The sequence below is a fragment of the Stenotrophomonas sp. TD3 genome, from assembly GCF_001939825.1.
Lineage (GTDB): Bacteria > Pseudomonadota > Gammaproteobacteria > Xanthomonadales > Xanthomonadaceae > Stenotrophomonas.
Genome location: NZ_MOYM01000001.1, coordinates 365,504 through 389,461 on the forward strand (window position 1 = coordinate 365,504; position 23,958 = coordinate 389,461).

The 23,958-nt window shown below is 65.7% G+C and carries 17 protein-coding genes and 1 pseudogene; 8 read left to right on the forward strand and 10 right to left on the reverse strand.

Features of this window, described 5'->3' with window-relative positions:
* Positions 1 to 5 precede the first annotated feature (5 nt).
* Both BKE09_RS01595 and BKE09_RS01600 read left to right on the forward strand, forming a co-directional pair.
* Complete coding sequence (locus BKE09_RS01595; RefSeq protein WP_075674689.1) at positions 6 to 2,378, forward strand: 3-hydroxyacyl-CoA dehydrogenase/enoyl-CoA hydratase family protein; 2,373 nt, start codon at positions 6 to 8, stop codon at positions 2,376 to 2,378.
* A gap of 99 nt (positions 2,379 to 2,477) precedes the next feature.
* Positions 2,478 to 3,686 carry an acetyl-CoA C-acyltransferase gene (locus BKE09_RS01600; protein WP_005409292.1) on the forward strand — a complete coding sequence of 403 codons (1,209 nt, stop codon included), beginning with the start codon at positions 2,478 to 2,480 and terminating at the stop codon, positions 3,684 to 3,686.
* A gap of 483 nt (positions 3,687 to 4,169) precedes the next feature.
* Here the strand turns inward: BKE09_RS01600 and galU are convergent, their stop codons facing one another.
* The 8 genes from galU to cmk all read right to left on the reverse strand — a co-directional run bounded on the left by galU (position 4,170) and on the right by cmk (position 12,456).
* The gene (galU, locus tag BKE09_RS01605; protein ID WP_032954121.1) at positions 4,170 to 5,048 is read right to left on the reverse strand and encodes a UTP--glucose-1-phosphate uridylyltransferase GalU; all 879 of its coding nucleotides are present in this window, start codon (positions 5,046 to 5,048) and stop codon (positions 4,170 to 4,172) included.
* A complete protein-coding gene (locus BKE09_RS01610; protein WP_075674690.1) occupies positions 5,045 to 6,958 on the reverse strand; it encodes a nucleoside-diphosphate sugar epimerase/dehydratase in 1,914 nt (637 codons plus the stop codon). Before BKE09_RS01610 ends, galU begins: the two co-directional genes overlap by 4 nt.
* A 3-nt stretch (positions 6,959 to 6,961) precedes the next feature.
* Positions 6,962 to 7,951, reverse strand: a complete 990-nt coding sequence (locus BKE09_RS01615) for a glycosyltransferase family 4 protein (protein ID WP_075674691.1) — start codon at positions 7,949 to 7,951, stop codon at positions 6,962 to 6,964.
* A 3-nt stretch (positions 7,952 to 7,954) separates the two neighbouring features.
* Positions 7,955 to 9,133: a lipopolysaccharide assembly protein LapB gene (lapB, locus tag BKE09_RS01620; protein WP_005416232.1), complete on the reverse strand. Its 1,179-nt coding sequence runs from the start codon at positions 9,131 to 9,133 to the stop codon at positions 7,955 to 7,957.
* Between the two features lie 6 nt (positions 9,134 to 9,139).
* On the reverse strand, positions 9,140 to 9,424 hold the full coding sequence (locus tag BKE09_RS01625; RefSeq protein ID WP_014036895.1) for a lipopolysaccharide assembly protein LapA domain-containing protein: 285 nt from the start codon (positions 9,422 to 9,424) through the stop codon (positions 9,140 to 9,142).
* A gap of 77 nt (positions 9,425 to 9,501) precedes the next feature.
* The gene (locus BKE09_RS01630) at positions 9,502 to 9,807 is read right to left on the reverse strand and encodes an integration host factor subunit beta (RefSeq protein ID WP_005409286.1); all 306 of its coding nucleotides are present in this window, start codon (positions 9,805 to 9,807) and stop codon (positions 9,502 to 9,504) included.
* 87 nt (positions 9,808 to 9,894) lie between these two features.
* Entirely contained in the window at positions 9,895 to 11,580 is a 1,686-nt protein-coding gene (rpsA, locus tag BKE09_RS01635; protein ID WP_005416230.1) for a 30S ribosomal protein S1, read from the reverse strand.
* A gap of 198 nt (positions 11,581 to 11,778) precedes the next feature.
* The gene (cmk, locus tag BKE09_RS01640; RefSeq protein ID WP_075674692.1) at positions 11,779 to 12,456 is read right to left on the reverse strand and encodes a (d)CMP kinase; all 678 of its coding nucleotides are present in this window, start codon (positions 12,454 to 12,456) and stop codon (positions 11,779 to 11,781) included.
* A gap of 197 nt (positions 12,457 to 12,653) precedes the next feature.
* Here cmk and ykgO point away from each other — a divergent pair, with 197 nt between their 5' ends.
* The 6 genes from ykgO (at position 12,654) to BKE09_RS01670 (ending at position 17,205) form a co-directional block, all read left to right on the forward strand.
* On the forward strand, positions 12,654 to 12,779 hold the full coding sequence (gene ykgO / locus BKE09_RS01645; protein ID WP_005409283.1) for a type B 50S ribosomal protein L36: 126 nt from the start codon (positions 12,654 to 12,656) through the stop codon (positions 12,777 to 12,779).
* Between the two features lie 145 nt (positions 12,780 to 12,924).
* The gene (locus tag BKE09_RS01650; RefSeq protein WP_075674693.1) at positions 12,925 to 13,254 is read left to right on the forward strand and encodes a hypothetical protein; all 330 of its coding nucleotides are present in this window, start codon (positions 12,925 to 12,927) and stop codon (positions 13,252 to 13,254) included.
* 39 nt (positions 13,255 to 13,293) lie between these two features.
* Positions 13,294 to 14,331: an agmatine deiminase family protein gene (locus BKE09_RS01655; RefSeq protein WP_075674694.1), complete on the forward strand. Its 1,038-nt coding sequence runs from the start codon at positions 13,294 to 13,296 to the stop codon at positions 14,329 to 14,331.
* A 216-nt stretch (positions 14,332 to 14,547) separates the two neighbouring features.
* A complete protein-coding gene (locus tag BKE09_RS01660; RefSeq protein WP_005409280.1) occupies positions 14,548 to 15,435 on the forward strand; it encodes a carbon-nitrogen hydrolase in 888 nt (295 codons plus the stop codon).
* A gap of 14 nt (positions 15,436 to 15,449) precedes the next feature.
* The gene (locus tag BKE09_RS01665) at positions 15,450 to 15,980 is read left to right on the forward strand and encodes a GNAT family N-acetyltransferase (protein ID WP_075674695.1); all 531 of its coding nucleotides are present in this window, start codon (positions 15,450 to 15,452) and stop codon (positions 15,978 to 15,980) included.
* A complete protein-coding gene (locus BKE09_RS01670) occupies positions 15,973 to 17,205 on the forward strand; it encodes a TraB/GumN family protein (protein WP_049442794.1) in 1,233 nt (410 codons plus the stop codon). The genes BKE09_RS01665 and BKE09_RS01670 overlap by 8 nt, the downstream gene beginning before the upstream one ends.
* A 198-nt stretch (positions 17,206 to 17,403) precedes the next feature.
* On the opposite strand, the gene BKE09_RS01675 is transcribed toward BKE09_RS01670, so the two are convergent.
* Positions 17,404 to 20,490 carry an efflux RND transporter permease subunit gene (locus tag BKE09_RS01675; RefSeq protein ID WP_075674696.1) on the reverse strand — a complete coding sequence of 1,029 codons (3,087 nt, stop codon included), beginning with the start codon at positions 20,488 to 20,490 and terminating at the stop codon, positions 17,404 to 17,406.
* Positions 20,487 to 23,942 (reverse strand): annotated as a pseudogene (locus BKE09_RS01680) (efflux RND transporter permease subunit); the annotation flags it as partial. The pseudogene BKE09_RS01680 and the gene BKE09_RS01675, both read right to left, overlap by 4 nt.
* Positions 23,943 to 23,958 lie beyond the last annotated feature (16 nt).

Consider the following 23,958-nt stretch of genomic DNA (forward strand, 5'->3'; position numbering starts at 1 on the left):
ACACCATGTCCAATTCCCTGCTAGTCCGCCGCGCCGCCGTGCTGGGTGCCGGCGTCATGGGTGCCCAGATCGCCGCCCACCTCACCAACGCTGGCGTCGACACCGTGCTGTTCGACCTGCCTGCGAAGGAAGGTCCGGCCGACGGCATCGTGCTGAAGGCGATCGCCAACCTGGGCAAGCTGAGCCCGGCACCGCTGGCCAGCAAGTCGCTGGCCGAAGCCATCACCCCGGCCAACTACGAGTCCGGCCTGGAGCAGCTGAGGGACTGCGACCTGATCATCGAGGCCATTGCCGAGCGCATGGACTGGAAGCAGGACCTGTACAAGAAGATCGCGCCGTTCGTGGCCGACCACGCCGTGCTGGCCTCCAACACCTCGGGCCTGGGCATCAACAAGCTGGCCGACGTGCTGCCCGAGCAGTTGCGCCATCGCTTCTGCGGCGTGCACTTCTTCAACCCGCCGCGCTACATGCACCTGGCCGAGCTGATCCCGGCCACCACCACCGACGCTGCGGTGCTGGAAGGCCTGGAAGAATTCCTGGTCACCACCCTGGGCAAGGGCGTGGTGTACGCCAAGGACACCCCGAACTTCATCGGCAACCGCATCGGCGTGTTCTCGATCCTGTCGACCATCCACCACACCCAGCAGTTCGGCCTGGGCTTCGATGAAGTGGACGGCCTGACCGGCCCGCTGGTCGGCCGCCCGAAGTCGGCCACCTACCGCACCTCCGACGTGGTCGGCCTGGACACCATGGCGCACGTCATCAAGACCATGGGCGACACCTTGCCGAATGATCCGTGGCATGAGTTCTTCAAGTCGCCGAAGTGGCTGGATGCGCTGATTTCCAAGGGCGCACTGGGCCAGAAGACCGGTGCCGGCATCTTCCGCAAGGTCGGCAAGGACATCGTGGTGCTGGACCTGGAGAAGCAGGACTACCGTCCGGCTGATCGCGCAGCCGCACCGGAAGTGGTCGAGATCCTGAAGATCAGGAACCCGGCCGAGAAGTTCGCCAAGCTGCGCGAGAGCCAGCACCCGCAGGCACAGTTCCTGTGGGCGACCTTCCGCGACCTGTTCCACTACAGCGCCTACCACCTGGCCGACATCGCCGAGACCGCGCGCGACGTCGACCTGGCCATCCGCTGGGGCTACGGCTGGTCGCTGGGCCCGTTCGAAACCTGGCAGGCCGCCGGCTGGAAGCAGGTCGCGCAGTGGATCGCCGATGACATCGTTGCCGGCAAGAGCATGAGCAACGCCCCGCTGCCGGACTGGGTGTTCGATGGCCGCGACGGCGTGCATGCCGCCGAAGGCAGCTACAGCCCGTCGCGCAACGCCAAGCTGCCGCGCTCGTCGCTGCCGGTGTACCAGCGCCAGCGTTTCCCGGATCCGCTGCTGGGCGAAAAGTTCGCACCGGGCGAGACCGTGTTCGAGAACGACGGCCTGCGCATGTGGCACGACGGTGATGGCATCGCCGTGGTCAGCTTCAAGACCAAGATGAACACCGTTTCCGACCAGGTGCTGGACGGCCTGCAGGAATGCGTCAGCCGCGCCGAGAAGGACTTCCAGGGCCTGGTGATCTGGCAGCAGAAGGAACCCTTCTCCGCCGGCGCCGACCTGGCCGGCGCGCTGGGCCTGCTGCAGGCCGGCAAGGTCGACCAGTTCGAAGAAATGGTTGCCAACTTCCAGCGCACCAGCCAGCGCATCAAATACTCGCTGGTGCCGGTGGTGGCTGCCGTGCGCGGCCTGGCCCTGGGTGGCGGCTGTGAGTTCCAGATGCACAGCGCCAAGACCGTGGCCTTCCTGGAAAGCTACATCGGCCTGGTCGAGGCTGGCGTCGGCCTGCTGCCGGCCGGTGGTGGCCTGAAGGAACTGGCCGTGCGCGCCTCGCAGGCCGCGGGCCCGGGCGGCGACGTGTTCGCCGAGCTGAAGAAGACCTTCGAGACCGTGGCGATGGCCAAGGTGTCCAACTCGGCGGTCAACGCCAAGGAACTGGGCCTGCTGCGCAGCACCGACAAGGTGGTGTTCAACAGCTACGAGGCGCTGCACATCGCCAAGGCCGAAGCGCGTGCGCTGGCCGAAGCGGGCTATCGTCCGCCGCTGCCGGCACGCCGCATCCAGGTCGCCGGTGACGTGGGTATCGCCACCTTCAAGATGATGCTGGTCAACATGCTGGAAGGCCGTTTCATCAGCCCGTACGACTACGAGATCGCCGAGCGCATCGCCACCGTGCTGTGCGGCGGCAAGGTCGACCGCGGCACCCTGGTCGACGAAGAGTGGCTGCTGACCCTGGAGCGCAAGCACTTCGTCGAACTGGCCCAGCAGGAAAAGACCCAGGCCCGCATCGCGCACATGCTGAAGACCGGCAAGCCGCTGCGTAACTGATTGATGGCGGGTGCCGGCCGTTGGTCGGCACTCCTCTGCCTCTGGTGGGTGCCGACCGTTGGTCGGCACTCCGGCTAAAAAATTCGAGAGATCACTGCAATGACCAAGCAAATCCAGGACGCCTACATCGTCGCCGCCACCCGTACCCCGGTCGGCAAGGCGCCCAAGGGCATGTTCCGCAACACCCGTCCCGATGACATGCTTGCGCACGTGCTGCGCAGCGTCGTCGCCCAGGCCCCGGGCGTGGACGTCAACCGCATCGATGACGCGATCATCGGCTGCGCCATGCCGGAAGCCGAGCAGGGCATGAACGTGGCACGCATCGGCGTGCTGTTGGCTGGCCTGCCGAACACCATCGCGGCGCAGACCGTGAACCGCTTCTGTTCCTCCGGCCTGCAGGCCGTGGCGCAGGCCGCCGACGCGATCCGCCTGGGCAACGCCGACCTGATGCTGGCCGGTGGCACCGAGTCGATGTCGATGGTGCCGATGATGGGCAACAAGATCGCCATGGCGCCGAGCGTGTTCGACAACGACCACGTCGCCATCGCCTACGGCATGGGCATCACCGCCGAGAAGGTGGCTGAAGAGTGGAAGGTCTCGCGCGAAGACCAGGACGCCTTCGCCCTGGCCTCGCACCAGAAGGCCATGGCCGCGATCCAGAACGGCGAGTTCAAGGACGAGATCAGCCCGTACGAGATCGTCTCGCACCTGCCGGACCTGGCCGACGGCCAGCGCATCATCACCCGCAACAAGATCGCCGACACCGACGAAGGCCCGCGCCCGGACTCCTCGGCCGAAGGCCTGGCCAAGCTGCGCCCGGTGTTCCGCAACGGCCAGTTCGGCGGCACCGTCACCGCCGGTAACTCGTCGCAGATGAGCGATGGCGCTGGCGCGGTGTTGCTGGCCTCGGAACAGGCGATCAAGGACTACGGCCTGACCCCGCTGGCCCGTTTCGTCAGCTTCTCGGTGGCCGGCGTGCGCCCGGAAGTGATGGGCATCGGCCCGATCGCCGCGATCCCGAAGGCACTGAAGCAGGCCGGCCTGACCCAGGACCAGCTGGACTGGATTGAACTGAACGAAGCGTTCGCCGCGCAGTCGCTGGCAGTGATCCGCGATTGCGGCCTGGACCCGAGCAAGGTCAACCCGCTGGGCGGCGCCATTGCCCTGGGCCACCCGTTGGGTGCCACCGGCGCGATCCGTACCGCGACCCTGCTGCACGGCCTGCGTCGTCGCCAGCAGAAGTACGGCATGGTGACGATGTGCATCGGCACCGGCATGGGCGCAGCGGGTATTTTCGAGGCGCTGTAAGGTTCAGAGCGTTGCCGGCTGGATGTCGGTCTGCTTGCAGGGCCCGGGTGGGTGAAACTGCCCGGGACACGCCGTGAACCCGTCCCTGGGGGCTTGGCAGCGGCATCCATGCCGCTGACAGTCCCGGGCAGCCTCACCCACCCGCGCCACCCGGCATTCCGCGCGGCGGAGGGATGAGCAAAGGCAGGGTCAAAAGCTGGGGTCAGAGCCCCTTGCTGCGCAAAGGGATCCGACCCCAACAAGCAAAAAAGGCAGCCATTGGCTGCCTTTTTTGCTTTTGCCTTTGCCCTTGATTCCGCCCTTCCCGTCCGCGCCCGCAGGAAACCTGGCAGGCGGGACGGGTAGGCCTTTGCAGGACCGTTGGCGCCATGGATGGCGCCATCGAGCCCCCAGGGATGGGTTTACGGCGTGTCCTGCAAAGGCCCGCCCGTCCCGCCCATCACGTACCAATCAAGGCGCAGCACGGAGCGCTTGATAAAACCCTTATTCCGCCAGCATCGCCGCCAGCTTCTCCCGCGCCGGACCGGCCAGCTTCGGGTTGTCCAGCGCGAAGCGGATCGTCGCCTCCACCAGACCCAGGTGCGTACCGCAGTCGAAGCGGGTGCCCTCGAAACGATAGGCATCGACTTCTTCAGTCTTCAGCAGCTCGGCAATCGCATCCGTCAGCTGGATCTCGCCACCGGCACCGGTCTGGGTCTGTTCCAGCAGCTCGAAGATCTTCGGGCTCAGCACGTAGCGGCCCACCACGGCCAGGTCGCTCGGCGCGTCCTCCGGCTTCGGCTTCTCGACGATCTGCGAAATGCGGCCCTTGCGGCCATCGAATGCCTCGGTGGCGACGATGCCGTAGCTGGCGGTCTTTTCGTGCGGCACGTCTTCGACCGCGATCACGCTGGCGCCACTGGCCTCGTTGAGATCGGCCATCTGCTTCAGCGCACCGGCACCACGGTTCCAGATCAGGTCGTCGGGAAGCAGCACGGCAAACGGCTCGTCGCCGATCACCGCCTTGGCACACAGCACCGCGTGCCCAAGGCCCAGCGCCTCGGCCTGGGTCACGAAGATCGCGCGCACGCCATTGGGCAGCACGTGGCGGATCAGCTCCAGCTGCTCCTGCTTACCGGCGCGCTCGAGCTTCTGCTCCAGCTCGTAGGCCTTGTCGAAATAGTCGGCGACGGCGTGCTTGTAGCGGTTGGTGATGAACACCAGCGTGTCGCAGCCGGCTTCGATGGCTTCATCCACTGCGTACTGGATCAGCGGCCGATCAATGATCGGCAGCATCTCCTTCGGCACAGTCTTGGTTGCTGGCAAAAAACGCGTCCCCAGCCCTGCCACCGGGAAAACTGCTTTGCGAATTCGCTTGCTCATTGGTGCCTGTTGGCCTCACGTGCCGGAAAAGGCACGACTTTAGCGGATGAAATGTAAGCATCCTGTTCGATTGGCGAGAATTCCGGCATCGTCGCAAACAGAATTTCCTGGATGCTGGCGGTGTCGTAGCTGGCAATCGCCTCGCGCAGGCGCGGAACGTTGCCCAGCACCATGTCGCGCGAGAACGTACGCACGCCGGCCTCGAGAATCTTCGGGTGCGCGGTCGAGCGGTAGTCTTCGTCCGAATAGAACAGCGTCTCGTGCAGCTTCTCGCCCGGACGCAGGCCGGTATAGATGATCTGGATGTCCTTGTACGGCTGCTTGCCGGTCAGGCGGATCATCTGTTCGGCCAGCACGCGGATCGGCACCGGCTCACCCATGTCCAGGGTGTAGATCGCACCATGCGACGCCGACGCGGCCGCCTGCAGGATCAGCTGGCAGGCCTCGGGAATGGTCATGAAGTAGCGGCTGACTTCCGGGTCGGTGACAGTGACCGGCCCGCCACGCAGGATCTGCTCGCGGAACAGCGGCACCACGCTGCCGGCCGACGCCAGCACATTACCGAAGCGCACCGTGACGAAACGGGTATGCGTGGACTTCTGGTCCAGGCTCTGGCAGATCATCTCGGCGTAGCGCTTGCTCGCACCCAGCGCATTGACCGGGTCGACCGCCTTGTCGGTGGAGATGAACACGAAATGCTCCACGCGCGCTTCCAGACAGGCGCGGGCGACATTCTCGGTCGCCAGGATGTTGTTGCGCACCGCTTCACGCAGCTGGCGTTCCAGCACCGGCACATGCTTGTAGGCGGCCGCATGGAAAGCGGTATCGACCGGGTGCAGTGACAGTGCGTGGCGAATTACCGCCGGGTCGCCACAGTCGCCCAGCACCGCCTCAATCTCGACATCTGGGAAGCTGCGACGCAGCTCGCCTTCGATGGTCAGCAACAGCAGTTCACTGATCTCCAGCAGGATGATGCGCCCCGCACCGTGCCGCGCGCACTGACGACACAGCTCCGAGCCGATCGAACCACCGGCGCCGGTGACCATCACGGTCCGCCCACCCAACCAGCCTCGGATCAGGTTCCAGTCCGGCATGATCGGCTTGCGGCCCAGCAGGTCTTCGATCGCAACTTCCTTCAGCTGACCCGGCAGCGACTGACCCTGCAGGATGTCACTGAGCTTGGGCACGGTACGGAACTGCACGCCGGTGCTTTCGCAGATCGCGACCACACGCTGCATACCTGCGGCATCCAGCGACGGCATGGCGATGACCAGCAGCTTGGCAGCGGTCTCGCGGACCACCGTCGGCGCGTCATCCAGGGTGCCGAGGATCGGCAGGCCCTGCAGCTTGGCACCACGCAGGTGCGGTGCATCGTCGAGCAGGCCGACCGGCTCGAAGTTGCCGGAACGGCGCAGGTCACGCACCAGGGTTTCGGCAGCCTGGCCGGCGCCGAGGATCAACACGCGGCGGGCGCTGGAATCGGACTGCAGCGCCTGGTAGTCCTTCCAGGCCCGGTACAGCAGGCGCGGCGCGCCCAGCAGTGCCGACAGCGCGAATGGATAGATCACCAGCACCGACATCGGTACGCCGTCGAAGCGCTTCCACATCAGCACCAGGACGATGGCCACCATGCCGATGAAGCTGGCCTTGAAGATGTTCAGCAGGTCGCTGACGCTGGCGAACCGCCACAGGCCGCGGTACAGGCCCACGCGCCAGAACACCAGGCCCTGCAGCAGCAGGACCAGGGTGGTATCGACGTTCCACAGGGGCAGCGCCGGGGCGTTGGGCAGGATCGAGTAGCGCCCTGCATGGAGCAACTGCCAGCATGCCCAGACCATGAAGAGGTCGTGGCAGACGATGGCCGAACGCGGCATCAGGCCGAGGATTCTGTCCCGCCAGGGTGAAGCCATAAGTCAGGTATTTCCTTGTCGGTGGCGCATTCCATTGCGCAGGAGGAGCCAGAGGACGCTCAACGCGATGAACCACGTGATCGCCACGGCAGCCTCCCACCTCGGCTGCAAATTGGAGCAGACATTGAACACTGTAATACTGAACAGGCCCAAAGCAAAGTACATCCCTGTCACCTGGGGGTGACTGGCTCCTGCCTGCACCGCGCGCTGGTAGACGTGCTGGGTATGGGGTTCCATCCAGCGTTGTCCGGAAATGATGCGCGCCAGCAGTGTGAAGCCGGCGTCCACGAGGAACGGCGAAACCGGTACCAGCAGCAGGATCCAGTTGATATCGGTGCGCACGCTGGCGAGCGCCAGCACGGCGGCGACCGCATACCCCAGCGCGCCACTTCCGACATCACCCATGAAGATCCGGGCCCGAGGGAAGTTGAACGGCAGGAATCCAAGGCAGGCCAGGCCCAGGGCCACGGCAGCCAGCGAGTACGGCCACGGCAGCACCGGTGCCAGCCCCAGCATCGCCACGACGGCCTGGCTGGCGGCAATGCCATTGATGCCGTCCATGAAATTCCAGATGTTGATCAGCGAGGCGGTGAACAGCAGCACCAGCGCCGCCAGCAGCCAGCTGCCACCATTCACCTTGACCAGGCCAGCCAGCAGCGCTGCGGCGATGAAATGCACCAGCAGGCGACGCATCGCCGGCAGGGGCTTGTGGTCGTCCCACCAGCCAATGCCGGCCACCAGCACCAGCCCAAGGCTGGCCACCAGCACCGTCGGCGTGCTTTCGGGCCATGCCCAGATGGCCACGCCGGCCGTCACCAGCAGGCTGATGACGATGGCGATGCCACCACCGCGCGGGGTGGCGACGCTATGGCTGCGGCGTTCGCCGGGCTGGTCCATCAACTGCTGGCGCAGCGCATAGCCGCGTGCAGCCCAGGTCAGCAGCGCACTCAGCAGGGCGAGCCCCAGCAGCGCGCCCATCACAAGCCAGGGCATGGATCACAGCACCGCGTAGTTCAGCAGCGGCTTGACCGTCCCCCACTCCTTGCAGCTCGGGCACTGCCAGTGGTGGGTACGCGCACCGAAGCCGCAGCGGGTGCAGCGATAGGCCGGGTTGCGCACCAGCAACTGGTCGGTGATGTGCTTGAGGTCATGCAGGGTGGCGGTGGAATCGGCTCCCTCGGCGAGGGTCAGGTCGATCAGCGCGGATTCGCCACGTACCGACGGGCGATCCTTGAGCTGGCGACCGAGGTAGGCACGGGCCGGCGCCACGCCTTCCTGCTCTTCCATCAGCCGGGTCAGCGCCAGTACCGGGGCGATGCCGCGGTAGTGCTCGGTCATCTCCGACAGGAACGCGCGTGCGCCCGCCAGATCGCCGACCTTGCGATAGTTCTGCATCAGCGCCGGCAGCAGTTCCGGCAGGTATTCGGGGTCGTTGCGCGCGGCACGCTCGAAGGCACGCACGGCGGCCTCCGGATTGCCCGCGTCGGTTTCCAGCCGGCCCTCGATGATGCCGGCGCGCACCGACATCGCGTCGGCCTGGTAGGCCCGGGCGATCGCCGCCCTCGCCTCTTCCAGCTTGCCGGCGCCACGGAAACGTTCGGCCAGTTCGCATTCGAACTGCCCGATCAGCTTGCCCATCGGCTCGCCGGTGACGTCCTCGAAACGGGTCGCGTTGTCGATCGCCTTTTCCCAGTCGCGCTCGGCCTGGTAGATGCCGATCAGGTGCTTGAGCGCCTGCGGTGCGCGCTGATCCAGCTGCGCCAGCTCGGTGAACACGGTCTCGGCGCGATCCAGCAGGCCGGACTTCATGTAGTCCTCGCCCAGGGCCAGCAGGGCCTGCACGCGCTGCGCGTCACTCAGGTCATGGCGATTGACCAGCCCCTGGTGCAAGCGGATGGCGCGGTCGACTTCACCACGGCGGCGGAACAGATGGCCCAGCGCGACCTGGGTCTCGAAGGTTTCCTTGTCCAGCTCGGCGATGTGCAGGAACAGCTCGATGGCCTTGTCCGGCTGCTCATTGAGCAGGTAGTTCAGGCCACGGAAATAGGTGCTCGACAGGCGGCTGACCTGGCTGTCACCGTGGCGTTGACCACCACGCCGTCCGATCACCCACCCGGCCAGGGCGGCCAGCGGAACGAACAGGAAGAACCAGAACCACTCGGTGACGAAATCCATCTTCGATCAACGTCCATCAAAAGATTGGGGGGAAGCAACCGGTGCCGGCGAGGCGACAGCGGACTTGTTGGCGCGGCGCAGCTGGCCATAGAGCGGAATGACCACGCTCACCAGCACCAGCCCGGCACCGACCACGACACCGACCAGCAGCGCGGCGATCAGGGCCACGCCCACCGAGGTGTGCAGTTGGGTAAACAGCAGGTTGATCGACATCGCGGTCATGTTGACCGCACCGATGATCAATCCAAGGATCAGCACCGCCAGCAGGACCAGCAGACGAAAAACCTTCATGCGACAGCTCCAGTGGCAGGAGTCCGTAGCTTATCCGACTCGCGGCTGGATTCGCACGCGGTGGCGCGACGGAAGGCTCAGGCCGGATCGGCGTCCAGCGGCAGCACACTGCTGACCCGCTCGCGCAGTTCCTTGCCCGGCTTGAAATGGGGGACATGCTTGCCCGGCAGGGCAACCGATTCGCCGGTCTTCGGGTTGCGACCCAGGCGCGGCGGACGATAGTGCAGCGAGAAGCTGCCAAAACCACGGATTTCGATGCGATCCCCGGCGGACAGCGATCCGCCCATCATTTCCAGCAACGACTTCACCGCCAGATCGACATCATCGGCCTTCAGGTGCGCCTGGCGGCGCGCAAGGATTTCGATCAGTTCGGATTTGGTCATTACCGGCTCACATCAGGGGCATCTCAGCCTGAAACGGCCCGGGCAATGCCCGGGCCGTCCAGGAAACAACGAACAGCGTAAGGCCGATTACTCGGACTTGTTGCCGTTCAGCTGTGCACGCAGCAGCGCGCCCAGCTGGGTGGTGCCGCTGGAAGCCGAAGAGGACTGGTATTCCTCCAGCACTTCGCGCATTTCCGCGTCGTCCTTGGCCTTGATCGACAGCTGCAGGGTACGGCCCTTGCGGTCCATGCCCACGAACTTGGCTTCGACCTTGTCGCCGACCTTCAGGTGCTGGGTGGCGTCGTCAACGCGCTCGTTGGCGATGTCGCGGGCCGAGACGTAACCTTCGATGCCGTCAGCCAGCTCGATGATCGCGCCCTTGGCGTCGACTTCCTTCACCACGCCTTCGACCTTGGAGCCCTTCGGATTGGCAGCCATGTACTGGCCGAACGGATCCTGCTCCAGCTGCTTCACGCCCAGGGAGATGCGCTCGCGCTCCGGATCGACAGCCAGGACGACGGCGTCCAGGGTATCGCCCTTCTTGAAGTTGCGAACGACGTCTTCGCCGGTGGTGTTCCAGCTGATGTCGGACAGGTGGACCAGGCCGTCGATGCCGCCGTCCAGGCCGATGAAGATGCCGAAGTCGGTGATCGACTTGATCTGGCCCGACACCTTGTCACCCTTCTTGTGGGTGGCAGCAAAGGTTTCCCACGGATTGGCGGCAACCTGCTTCATGCCCAGCGAGATACGGCGACGCTCTTCATCGACGTCCAGCACCATCACTTCGACTTCATCACCAACCTGGACAACCTTGGACGGGTTGACGTTCTTGTTGGTCCAATCCATCTCGGAGACGTGCACCAGGCCTTCGACGCCCGGCTCGATCTCAACGAACGCACCGTAATCGGTGACGTTGGAGACCTTGCCGAAGACGCGGCTGTTGGCCGGGTAACGACGGCCGATGTTGTCCCACGGATCCTCGCCCAGCTGCTTCAGGCCCAGCGAAACGCGGTTGCGCTCGCGGTCGAACTTCAGCACGCGGACGTCCAGCTCGTCGCCGACGTTCACGACTTCCGACGGGTGACGCACGCGCTTCCACGCCATGTCGGTGATGTGCAGCAGGCCGTCGATACCGCCCAGGTCCACGAACGCGCCGTAATCGGTCAGGTTCTTGACGACACCCTTCAGGATCGCGCCTTCCTGCAGCTTGTCCATCAGCTGCTCGCGCTCTTCCGAGTGCTCGCTTTCGACGACAGCGCGGCGCGAGACCACGACGTTGTTACGCTTGCGGTCCAGCTTGATGAGCTTGAACTCGAGTTCCTTGCCTTCCAGGTAGGCCGGATCGCGCACCGGGCGCACATCGACCAGGGAACCCGGCAGGAAGGCGCGGACATCCTTGATGTCCACGGTGAAACCACCCTTGACCTTGCCGCTGATGCGGCCGGTGATGGTTTCGTTCTTTTCCAACGCTTCTTCCAGCTCGTCCCACACCATCGCGCGCTTGGCCTTCTCGCGCGACAGGACGGTTTCGCCGAAGCCGTTCTCGATCGAGTCGAGGGCGACCTTGACGATGTCGCCTTCGGCGACGTCGATTTCGCCAGCGTCGTTACGGAACTGTTCGATCGGCACGATGCCTTCGGACTTCAGGCCAGCGTTGATCACCACGACGTCGCCGCGGACTTCAACAACGGTACCGCTGACGATGGCGCCCGGCTTCAGCTTGGCCAGGTTGGCCTGGCTGGCTTCAAACAGTTCGGCAAATGATTCGGTCATTAGATTTACTCTGTTGGACACATGGGTCGGTGGCGTCCCCTTCAGGGGAATGGCGACCGCCCGCCTGTTGGTCGACCCCGGAAACGCAGGTCGTGTGTAGTAGGAAAACCGCCACGCATCATTGCGCGACGGAGCTGGTACAGCACTGCTATGCGCGACCACCACCGATGCTGCTGGCAGTGCTCCCGCGCGAACGGATCAGGCAGCCGGAACCGGAAGCAGATCCATCACTCGGGCAACGACATCATCGATGCCGATGCCTGTGGTGTCGATGAGGACAGCATCGTCTGCCGGCTTCAGGGGCGCCACGGTACGCTGAGCATCACGGGCGTCGCGGGCCATGATCTCGCGCAGGAGTTCATCAAAGTTAACAGAAACCCCCTTGTCTTTCAACTGCTTATGCCGGCGCTCGGCGCGCTCCTCGGCACTGGCGGTCAGGAAGACCTTGTAGGAGGCGTCCGGGAAGATCACCGTACCCATGTCGCGGCCATCGGCAACCAGCCCCGGCAGCTCCCTGAATGCGCGCTGGCGCTCCTTCAGGGCAGCCCGGACCTCCGGAATGGCGGCAATGGCCGAGGCCAGCGCACCGGTGGTCTCCAGTCGCAGCTCGTCGGTGGCATCGGTGCCGTTGACCATGACCCGCATGGCATCGCCCTGCTCGACAAACTGAACGTGGGTGTCGAAGGTGCAGCGGACCAGCGCCGAGGCGTCGGAGGTATCGATGTCGGCCCAGCTTGCGGCCACGCCCACCGCCCGGTACAGCGCGCCCGAATCCAGGTAATGCCAGCCCATCCTGCGCGCGATGATGCGGCTGATGGTACCCTTGCCGGCCCCGGATGGGCCGTCGATGGTCAGGACGGGAGCGAGTGGATTCATGGGGGTCCCAGAGCGTGTGAAGAGGCCATTCTAGCCCCTGCCAGACGCCCCCGGCGGGATCTTTTGTGCAACCACTTGAAACCATGAGGAAAAGCCCGGTAGAATGGCGGGCTTGAACGAGCGTCAACTGCCGATTGTCTTTCGCATATCGCGGCCACGCTCCACCCGAACAACTACTGTTTACGCCGAGGTATGCCATGAAAGTCCTGTCCTCCCTGAAGTCGGCGAAGGCCCGTCACCGTGACTGCAAGGTCGTGCGTCGTCGTGGCAAGATCTTCGTCATCTGCAAGTCGAACCCGCGTTTCAAGGCGCGTCAGCGCTAAGCCTCACAGCCTTCCGGCTGCGGCTGGCCCTACGCGGGGCCGACCCGATGCAAGAAACCGCCTTCGGGCGGTTTTTTGTTTATGCGGCTTTTTCTTGCCGTTTTTGCTGTAATCGCCTTTCTTGACCACTGGGGAGTAGATCGAGATGAAGCGTTACCTGTCCGCCCTGGCCGTGATGGCCACCCTGGCCGCCGCCACACCGGCACTGGCCGATACCCTGCTCGTCGACCGTGCCCGCGAGAAGCCGGCCGGTGCCGTGCCCGTGCGCGGCCAGAGCATGCAGCAGGTGCAGGCGCAGTTCGGCGCGCCCAACGAGCAGCTGCAGCCGCGTGGCGGGCAGAAGCGGCAGTGGCCGACCATCAACCGCTGGGTGTACCCGCAGTTCACCGTCTACTTCGAGAAGCAGAAGGTGATCAACGTGGTGGCCAACCAGGCGGACCCGAACGAAATCGGCCCGAAACCGCCGATCCGTTGATCCCATTACCCGCCGTGGGCGGGCCTGTGTAGCGAGACCATGAACCAGACCCTTCGTTTTCCTGCCGAGTGGGAAGCCCAGAGCGGCGTCCTGATTGCCTGGCCCACCGCCGACACCGACTGGGCCGACCGCCTGGGCCAGGTGGAAGAGACCTACATCGCCCTGGTCGCGGCCATCACCCGCTTCCAGCCGGTGCTGATCTGCGTGGCCGACGACGACGTGGAGACCTATGCCGAGATGCGGCTGCGCTCCAACCGCATCGACATGGACAAGGTCCACTTCACCACGGCGGCCTACGACGATACCTGGCTGCGCGACTCCGGCCCGATCACCCTGCGCCGTGCCGACGGCGGTTTCCAGCTGCTGGATTTCCGCTTCACCGGCTGGGGCGGCAAGTTCGACGCCACGTTGGATGACCAGCTGGTGGGCGTGTTCGACCAGGCCGGCGTGTTCAACGACGCGCCGGTGCGCAGCATTCCGTTCGCGCTGGAAGGCGGCGGTATCGAAACCGATGGCGAAGGCACCCTGCTGACCACCTGGAAGTGCCTGCACGAGCGCCACCCGGACCGCGACCGTGCCAGCCTGAGCGCCGACCTGGCCGACTGGCTGCAGCAGGACCGCGTGCTGTGGCTGGACCATGGCTACCTGGAAGGCGACGACACCGACGCCCATATCGATACCCTCGCCCGCTTCGCCTCGGCTGACAGCATCGTCTACCAGGCCTGCGACGACGAGAGCGACTCGCACTACGCCGAACTGCAGGCGATGGGCAATGAGCTGGCCGCGCTGCGCACCAAGGACGGCCAGCCGTACCGCCTGTTCCCCCTGCCGTGGGCACAGCCGGTGATCGACGAAGGCCGTCGTCTGGCTGCCTCGTACGCCAACTACCTGATCGTCAACGGCGCGGTGCTGATGCCGGCCTATGGCGATCCGGCCGATGACCTGGCCCGCGACGTGCTGGCCCAGGCGCACCCGGGTCGCGAGATCGTGCAGGTGCCCTGCCGCTCGCTGATCTGGCAGAACGGCAGCCTGCACTGCATCACCATGCAGCTGCCGGCCGGGCTGTTGAAGGCCTGATGGATGCCGCCGGGCCCCGCCCGGCGCTCCCCCTGTAGAGTCGAGCCATGCTCGACTGGCTTTATGAGCCATGCTCGACTGGCTTTCCACGCGGCCTGACCGGAGAGCAGTCGAGCATGGCTCGACTCTACAAGGAGCGGGCCCATTCAGCGGCTGACACGCCGCAGCATCCCATCCGCGCTAACATGCAGGTTTTCCCCCGCAGGAACGCCCCGCATGAACTCGCGCAGCCCCCTTACCGTCGCCCTGATCCAGGAGCGCAACCACGGTGATGCCGCCGCCAACCTGGCGGTGATCGAAGCACGCGTGGCCGAGGCGGCTGCCCAGGGTGCCAAGCTGGTGCTGCTGCAGGAACTGCACAACGGCCCGTATTTCTGCCAGCACGAGTCGGTCGATGAGTTCGACCTGGCCGAGCCGATTCCGGGCCCGAGCACCGAGCGCCTGGGCGCGCTGGCGAAGAAGCATGGCGTGGTGCTGGTCGGCTCGCTGTTCGAGCGCCGCGCTGCCGGCCTGTACCACAACACCGCCGTGGTGTTCGAGAAGGACGGTACCCTGCTCGGCAAGTACCGCAAGATGCACATCCCGGATGATCCGGGCTTCTACGAGAAGTTCTACTTCACCCCGGGCGACATCGGCTTCAAGCCGATCGATACCTCGGTGGGCCGCCTTGGCGTGTTGGTGTGCTGGGACCAGTGGTACCCGGAAGCGGCACGCCTGATGGCGCTGGCCGGCGCCGAACTGCTGCTGTACCCGACCGCGATCGGCTGGGACCCGGACGATGTGCAGGACGAGAAGACCCGCCAGCGCGACGCCTGGGTGCTGAGCCACCGTGGCCACGCCGTGGCCAACGGCCTGCCGGTGCTGAGCTGCAACCGCGTCGGCCACGAGGCCTCGCCGCTGGGCGCGTCGGGCATCCAGTTCTGGGGCAACAGCCATGTGCTGGGCCCACAGGGCGAATTCCTGGCCGAGGCCGGCACTGACGCCACCGTGCTGCTGTGCGACGTCGACCTGCAGCGCAGCGAGCATGTGCGCCGCATCTGGCCGTTCCTGCGTGATCGCCGCATCGATGCATACGGCGACCTGCTCAAGCGCTACATCGACTGAGCCGGAGCCCGCGCATGGCCGTCCTCATCCGTGATGCCGGCCCTGCCGACATCAATGCGATCACCGCGATCTACGCGGTGGAAGTGACCGACTTCGTCAACACCTACGAGTACGACATCCCGGACGCGACCGAGATGCTGCGCCGCATGCGCGACATCGTCGATCGCGGCTTCCCCTACCTGGTCGCCGAGATCGACGGGCAGGTCGCCGGCTATGCCTACGCCAATACCTACCGCACCCGCGTCGCCTACCAATGGACCGTTGAGAACTCGGTCTACGTCGATGCCCGCTTCCAAGGCCAGGGCGTCGGCACTGGCCTGCTGCAGGCCTTGATCGATGCCTGCGTAGCACGTGGCTACCGGCAGATGGTGGCGGTGATCGGCGAACCGACCAACACCGCGTCGATCAAGCTGCACGAACGCTTCGGCTTCGAGCTGGTGGGCGTGTTCCGTGGCCTTGGCCGCAAGCACGGCCGCTGGCTGGATACCGTGCAGATGCAGCGCGCGCTCGGCGATGGCGCCGATACCGCACCTTCCAATGAATGAACCCATGACTGAAACCCTTCCCGAAACCGGCGACGACCTGTTCGCCGGCCAGCCGGTGCGCGTCGTCGAACGCGACGGCGTGCGTTACACCCTGCTGGGCACCGCCCACGTCTCACGCGCCAGCGTCGAGGCCGTTGAAAAGGCCATCGACAGCGGCCGCTTCGATGCGGTGGCCGTCGAGCTGGACCCGCAGCGACTGCAGGCGCTGAGCGACCCGGACACGCTGGCCAAGCTCGACCTGGTCGAGGTGATCCGCAAGGGACGCGTCGCCCTGTTCGCCGCCAACCTGGCCCTGTCCGCCTACCAGCGCCGCCTGGCCGAGCAGCTCGACATCGAGCCGGGTGCCGAACTGAAGCGTGCGGTAGAACTGGCGCGCGAGCGCAACCTGCCCGTGCACCTGATCGACCGCGAGGTCGGCCTGACCTTCCGCCGTGCCTCGCAGCGGCTGGGCTTCTTCGGCAAGTTGAAGCTGGTCGCCGGGCTTGGCGCCGGCCTGTTCTCGTCCGAGGAAGTGGGCGAGAACGAGATCGAGAAGCTCAAGCAGGGCGACATGCTGGAATCGAGCTTCGGCGAGTTCGCCAGCGAGAGCCCGGCACTGTACGAGACCATCATCGGCGAGCGTGACCGCTACATGGCCACGCGCCTGCGCGAAGAACACGATCCGCAGCAGCGTGAGGTGCTGGCGGTGGTCGGTGCCGGTCACCTGGCCGGGCTGGCCCGCTACCTGGAAACCGACACCGAGGCACCGGCGCCGCTGCGTGCCGAGCTGGAGGCGGTGCCGAAGAAGCGCAACATTCCGTGGTTCACGCTCGGCATCCTGGCGATCGTGGCGACCGGCATCGGCGTGGGCTTCTACCGCGGCGGCCTGGGCGTGGGCACCGAGCTGCTGGCGACCTGGGCGATGTACACCGGCGGCCTGGCGGGCCTGGGCTGCCTGCTGGCCGGCGGCCACCCGCTGAGCATCCTCACCGCGATCGCGGTAGCCCCGTTCAAGCCGTTCCGCCTGAGCATCCCGACCGGCGCGTTCTCGGCGCTGGTGGAAGCGCGGCTGCGCAAGCCAGCGTACGAGGACTTCCTGAAGCTGCGCGATGATGCGCAGAGCCTGAAAGGCTGGTATCGCAACCGTGTCACCCGCGTGGTGCTGACCTTCATGCTGACCAACCTGGGCAGCATGCTGGGCCTGTGGCTGACCACCTTCAAGGTCTGGGGCAAGGTCGCCGGGTAAGCCTTTCAACCGGCCACAGAATCTGTAGCGCCCGAGCCCATGCTCGGGCGATGCCGCGACGCGGCGACGCGGCGACGCGGCGAACAGCAGCCGAGCATGGCTCGGCTCTACAGAGGAAAACAGACGCGGCGATAAAAAAATGGGGGAGGCCGCCCCACTACGACCGGCCTCCCCCACACCACAACACGTTGTCGCGCATTACAGCCGGGCAGCGCCCGGCTCTACCATTTCCAGGCCGCGCGCACGGCGGATCAGCCGCGTCACGGCAGTGCGCAGGTCGTCAAGCACCGCGTAGATCGTCGGCAGGAACAGCAGGCTGACCACCGTCGAGAACGCCAGGCCGCCGGCGATCGCACGCGCCATCGGCGAATACTCCGGGCCATTGCCGAACATCTGCGTATCGGTCAGCGAGATCGGGATCATTGCCAGGATCGCTGTGCCCATGGTCATCATGATCGGCCGCAGGCGTTCGCGTGAGCCTTCCACCAGTGCCTGGGTGCGGCCCATGCCGCTGCGCCGCAGGTTGTTGATGTGCTCGATCATCACGATGCCGTTGTTCACCACCACGCCCATCAGCACGAGGATGCCGATGAAGGACATGATCCCGAACGACGTGCCGGTGATCCAGAACAGCCAGAACACGCCGAAGATCGAGAACAGCACGCCGCTCATGATCGCCGCCGGGAACAGCAGCGACTCGAACACCGCCGCCATCACCACGTAGATCATCACCAGCGCGATCAGCAGGTTGAACACCATCTGCTGCATGGCTTCGTCATCGTTGCCGTAGTCACCGCCGTCGAAGGTGAAACCATAGCCGGCCGGGAAATTCATCGGCTTGAGCACGGCTTCAATCGCCTTGCGCCCGTCCGGTGCGGTGATCTTCTCGGCCAGGTTGGCCTTGATGGTCAAGGTGGTCTGGCGGTTGGTGCGTCCGATCTGGGTGGCCGACGAACCGACGTCCACGGTGACCAGGCTCAGCAGCGGCACGCTGCGGCCATCGCCGGTGCGCACGCTGAAACCGGCCAGGTCTTCCGGGCTGCTCTGCTCGGCGCCAGCGAAGCGCACCCACACCGGCACTTCATTGTCACCGCGGCGGAACTCACGCATCGGTGCGCCGCGCAGCGCCAACCCGACGAAGCTGGCCACCTGCTCGGCGTTGAAGCCGAACGCTGCGGCACGCTCACGGTCTACGCGCACCTTCAGCTCGCCGCCCTTCTCGCCGTTGTCGATGCGCACATCGCGCAGTTCGGCACGCTGCGCCAGCAACGGCACCACTTCCTGGCCGATCTCCTGCAGCATCGAGCTGGAATCGCCCACCAGCTGCACCTGCACGCCCTGGTTGCTGCCGCCACCACCATCGCCGCCCTGGTTGCCGACGAAGTAATCGGTGCGGGCCGACTTCGGCAGGCCCTTGCGCAGTTCCTCCTGCAGCGACTTGATGTCCTTGGCGTACTTTTCGTCCAGGGTGACGACCGTGGAGCTGCCTTCCTGCTCGCTGTACCAGGAGTACACCTGCTTCACGTGCAGGCGTTCGCGGTTCTGGTCGATCCAGTTCTCCACCCGCGCTACTTCCTCGGACATCTGGCGGTAGGTGTAGGCACCCTTCCACATGTAGCCGATGAAGATGTCCTTGCCACCCTCGCCACCGAACATGTCGACCTTGGTCAGCTTCATCGGCACCAGGCTGACCAGCACCACCAGCAGGATGCCGAGCAGGCTCCAACCGCGGTGATGCAGCGACCAGTCCAGCAGCTGTGCGTAGCGCCGCTGCAGGCGCGCGATCAGGCCAGTCTGCGAGTGCACCAGCTTGGGCGTGGCCATGCGTGCGGACAGCATCGGGATCAGGCTGACCGCCACCAGCCACGAGGCCAGCAGCGAGACCGAGATGGTGATCGCGATCTGCGCCATGAAGATGCTGATGTTGTTGGTCTCGCCGAACAGGTTCGGCACGAACACGATGCAGTGGCACAGCGTACCGGCGCTGAGCGCGATGGCCACGTTGCGGGTGCCGATGATCGAGGCCAGCCGTGGTTGCCCCGGCATGCGCTCGCGCTCCTGGTAGATGCTCTCCACCACCACCACCGCATTGTCGACCAGCATGCCCACGGCGAGCAGCAGGCCCATCATGGTCAGGATGTTCAGTGTCACCCCGACGAAGTACATGAAGCCGAGGGTGATGGTGAAGCAGATCGGAATGGCCAGGGTCACCATCAGCGTCGACGGCCAATGGCGCAGGAAGAAGAACAGCACCGTGATCGACAGGATCAGGCCAACCGCACCGGCCTCGGCCAGCTCCAGCAGCGAGGACGTCACCGCCTTGCCCTGGTTGTCGATCACCTTGATCTGCACGTCGCGCATCGACGGCTGCGCGCGGATCGCCTCGACTTCGGCCAGCGCCGCACGCGAGACGTCCACCAGGTTGGCACTGCGCTCCTTGAAGATATCCAGGCCCACCGCCGGGTTGCCGTCCAGGCGGCGCCCGTAGTTCATCCGCGCCGGCTTCAGGCGGACATCGGCGATATCGCCCAGGCGCAGGCCCTTGGCGTTGATCACCAGGTCGCGCATCTCCTGCAGGTCGGTGATCTCGCCCACTGGCTGCACGCGGACGCGCTGGCCGTTGTCGTCGATCTGCCCGGCCGAGATCGAGAAGTTCAGCGTGCGCAGGCGCTCGCTCAGCTCGTTGATGCTCAACCCATGCGCGTTGAGCCGGTTCGGATCGATCGCGATCTCCACCTCGTTCGGCGGCGCGCCGGTGATATCGACACGGGCCACGCCGGGAATACGCTCGATGCGCCGCTTGAACTCACGGTCGAGCATGTCATAGGCGGTGGTCAGATCGGTGGTGCTGGCCAGGCGCACCTTCAGCACGGGCTGGTCACTGCTGGACCACTTGAACACGTTGTAGCGCTGCAGGTCGTCGGGCAGGTCGCTGCGGATCGCATCGATACGCTCGCGCGCGTCGGACGCGGCAATCGCAATGTCGCGGTCCCAGTCGCTGAACTCGATGTAGATCAGCGCCGCCTCGGAGGTGGCCGACGAGCGCATGCGCTTGATGCCGGTCATCGTCGCCAGCGATTCCTCGACCGGGCGGATGATGGTCCGTTCCACTTCTTCCGGGGTTGAGCCGGTGTACGGAATCTGCACGAACAGGAACGGCGCGGAGATGTCCGGCAGCGCCTCCAGCGGCAGCCGGAACGAAGCGATCAGGCCGATCACCACCAGCGACACGAAGCACATGATGGTGGTGACCGGGCGGCGGATGGAGAACTCGGCAACACTCATGCCGGTTCCTCCACACCTGCCGTGCCGCCCTCGTCGCCGTGCAGGCCCTCGCCGGCATGCTTGCGGCCACGTTCGCGGTAATACGCATCGCCACGACGGTCCATCAGGTCGTACACCACCGGGATCACCAGCAGCGTCAGCAGCGTCGACACCAGCAGGCCACCGATCACGGTGATCGCCATCGGCGCACGCACTTCGGCGCCCTCGCCCATCGCCACCGCCAGCGGCAGGAAGCCGAACAGCGTGCACAGGGTGGTCATGATGATCGGGCGCAGGCGCGAGCGCGCACCTTCCACCAGTGCCTCGTGCTTGGCCACGCCGGCTTCGCGCAGCTGGTTGACCTTGTCGATCAGAATGATCGCGTTCTTTGTCACCAGGCCGACCAGCAGGATCAGGCCGATGAACACCACCACCGAGATGGGCTTGCCGGTCAGCATCAGCGCCAGGATCGCGCCGACCAGCGCCAGCGGGATGGTGAACAGGATCACGAACGGGTGCAGCAGCGATTCGAACTGCGACGCCATCACCAGGTAGACCAGGAAGATCGCCAGGCCGAAGGCGAAGATCAGCGACTTCGCCGCCTGCGCCAGCTCCTCGCCCTGGCCGCCGATGTGCAGGCCGACGCCCGCGCCCAGCGGCTGCTCGGCCACCATCTGCTGCACTTCGCGCATGGCCGCGCCGAGGTCGATGTCGCGCAGGTTGGCCGACACCACCGCCACCCGGGTCTGGTCGGCGCGGTGGATCTCGCTGGGGCCAGTGGTGGCGACCACGTCGGCTACCGCGTCCAACGTGACCGGGCGGGTGCTGCCCGGGTTGACGATCAGCCGGCGGATGCTCTCCACGCTGGCGCGGTCGCCTTCCTGCGCACGCACCAGCACGTCGATCTTGCGGTCGCGGAAGCTGTAGCGGGTGGCGACGTCGCCGCGCACCTTCTTCACCACCACGTCGGCGATCTGGCGGGTGGTCAGGCCCAGCGCACCGGCACGCTCCTGGTCGAAGCGGATCTGGATTTCCGGGAAGCCCCCTTCCACCGTCGACTTCACGTCGGCGTAGTGGGCATTGCCGCGCAGCATCGCTGCCAGGCGCTGGCCGGCCACTTCCAGGGTGGCCATGTCCTGCCCGCGCAGCTCGATTTCCAGCGGCGTGGAGAAACTGAACAATGCCGGCCGCGCGAAGTCGACCTGGGCACCCGGGTGCTGGCTCATGGTACCGCGCAGGCGCTCGGTGATCGCCGCTTCCGTGTGCGCATTGCCGCCGCCTTCCATCACCACGGTCAGCTTGCCGATGTTCTCACCGCTTTCGGTCGGGCTGGCATCCAGCCGGGTGCCGCTGCCGCTTACGCCATACAGCGAGGCCACGCCTTCGCCCTTGCCGTGCGCCAACTGCAGCTCGCGTACCAGCGCATCGGTCTGCTTGAGCGGCGTGCCGGCCGGCAGCTTGACCGTCATTTCGAAACGGTCCTGCGCCAGCTGCGGGATCAGGTCCGCGCCAAGCATCGGCACCAGCGCCATCGTCGCCACGAAAATGATGGCGGCCACGCCCAGCACCTTGCCGGGATGCGCGAGCGCACTCGGCAGCAGGCGCAGGTAGCCTCGCTCGGCGCCGGCATAGGGCTTCATCGCCAGGTCGCTGGCCTTGCGCATCACCGAGCCGACCACCGCGACCACGCCGCGCCACAGGCGCACCACCAGCCAGGCCAGCGCATAGAAGCTCCAGCGCACGCTGGCGACTACGCCACGGCGGCCCAGCGCCACCGGCTTCTGCCAGCGCTTCTGCGGCTGCCACGCTGCGTTCGGCGCCTCTTCCGGGAACGCCAGCGGCGGCCGTCCCTTCAGCGAGCTCAGCATCGGGATCAGGGTCATCGACACCAGCAGCGAGATCGCAATGGCGATCGCCACGGTCAGCGCCTGGTCGCGGAACAACTGCCCGGCGATGCCGTCGACGAACACCAGCGGCAGGAATACCGCGATGGTGGTCAGCGTCGAGGCGACCACCGCCATGCTCACTTCACGAGTGCCGGCAATCGCCGCCTGCAGGATGCCCAGGCCACGCTCGCGGGCCTTGGCGATGCTCTCCAGCACCACGATCGAGTCATCCACCACCAGGCCGGTGGCCAATGCCAGCCCCCCCAGCGACATCACGTTCAAGCTCAGGCCGAGCTGGCCCATGAAGAAGAACGTGGCGATGATCGAGACCGGCAGCGACAGGCTGATCACGAACGTGCTCCAACCATCGCGCAGGAACAGGAAGATGATCAGGATCGCCAGCAGGCCGCCGATCACGGCATCCTTCTTGACGTCGGCGATGGCGTGCTCGATGAAGCGCGACTGGTCCTCGATGGTGGTCAGCTCGACGTCCGACGGGAACGTGCCCTTGATCTGCTCCAGGCGCTTGCGCAGCGCTTCGGCGGTGGACACGGTGTTGGCGTCGCCTTCCTTGTAGATGGCCAGCTCGACCGATTCCTTGCCGCCCAGGCGGATGATCGCTTCACGCTCCTTGTAGCCCTGGCGCACCGTGGCCACGTCCTTCAGGCGCACCGGCACGCCGTTGGCAACCACGCTGGAGCCACCACCGGACGATGCGCTCTGTGCCGCCGACGCCGCCGCGATGGCGGCCGCCGAACCGGTCGACGCGGCGATGTTGAACATCTGCTGCAGCGCCGAGTCCGCCGCGCTGCCATTGGCGGCCTGGGTGGTGACCAGCAGGTTGCGGATTTCCTCCAGGTCGGCGAACTGGTTGACGGTACGCACCAGGAAGCGCTGCGAGCCCTCCTCCAGGCGGCCGCCGGAGATATTGATGTTCTCGTCCTTCAGGCGCTTGATGACGGTGTCGATTGGCAGGTTCAGCTGGGCCAGCTTCTGCTGGTCGATGTCGACCTGGATCTCGTCCTCCAGGCCACCGCCCACCTTGACAGCTGCCACGCCGGTGACCGGCTCCAGCTTCTTCTTCAGGTCTTCATCGGCATAGCGGCGCAGGCCGGTCAGCTCGCGCACCGCATCGGCATCGCTGGTCGGCGCCGCCTTGTTCGACAGCACCAGGCGCATGATCGGCTCGGTGGACGGATTGAAGCGCAGCAGCACCGGGGCCTTGGCCTCCAGCGGCAGGTTCAGCGCTTCCATCTTGTCGCGCACCTCCAGGCTGGCCTGGTCCATGTTGGTGCCCCAGGCGAATTCCAGCACCACGTCGCTCTGGCCGGTGCGCGAAACCGACTTCAGCTTGCGCAGGTTCTTGACCACGCCAACCGCTTCTTCGACCGGCTGGGTGATCAGGGTTTCGATTTCAGTCGGCGCTGCACCGGTGTATTCGGTGCGCACGGTCAGCGTCGGATAGCTCAGGTCGGGCAGCAGGTTGACCTTGAGGTTGCCCAGCGCGATCAGGCCGAACAGCAGCAGTGTGACCGTGCACATGGCGATGGTCACGCGGCGGCGGGTGGCGAATTCCACCAGGCCGCCGCGCATGCCGGCGGCG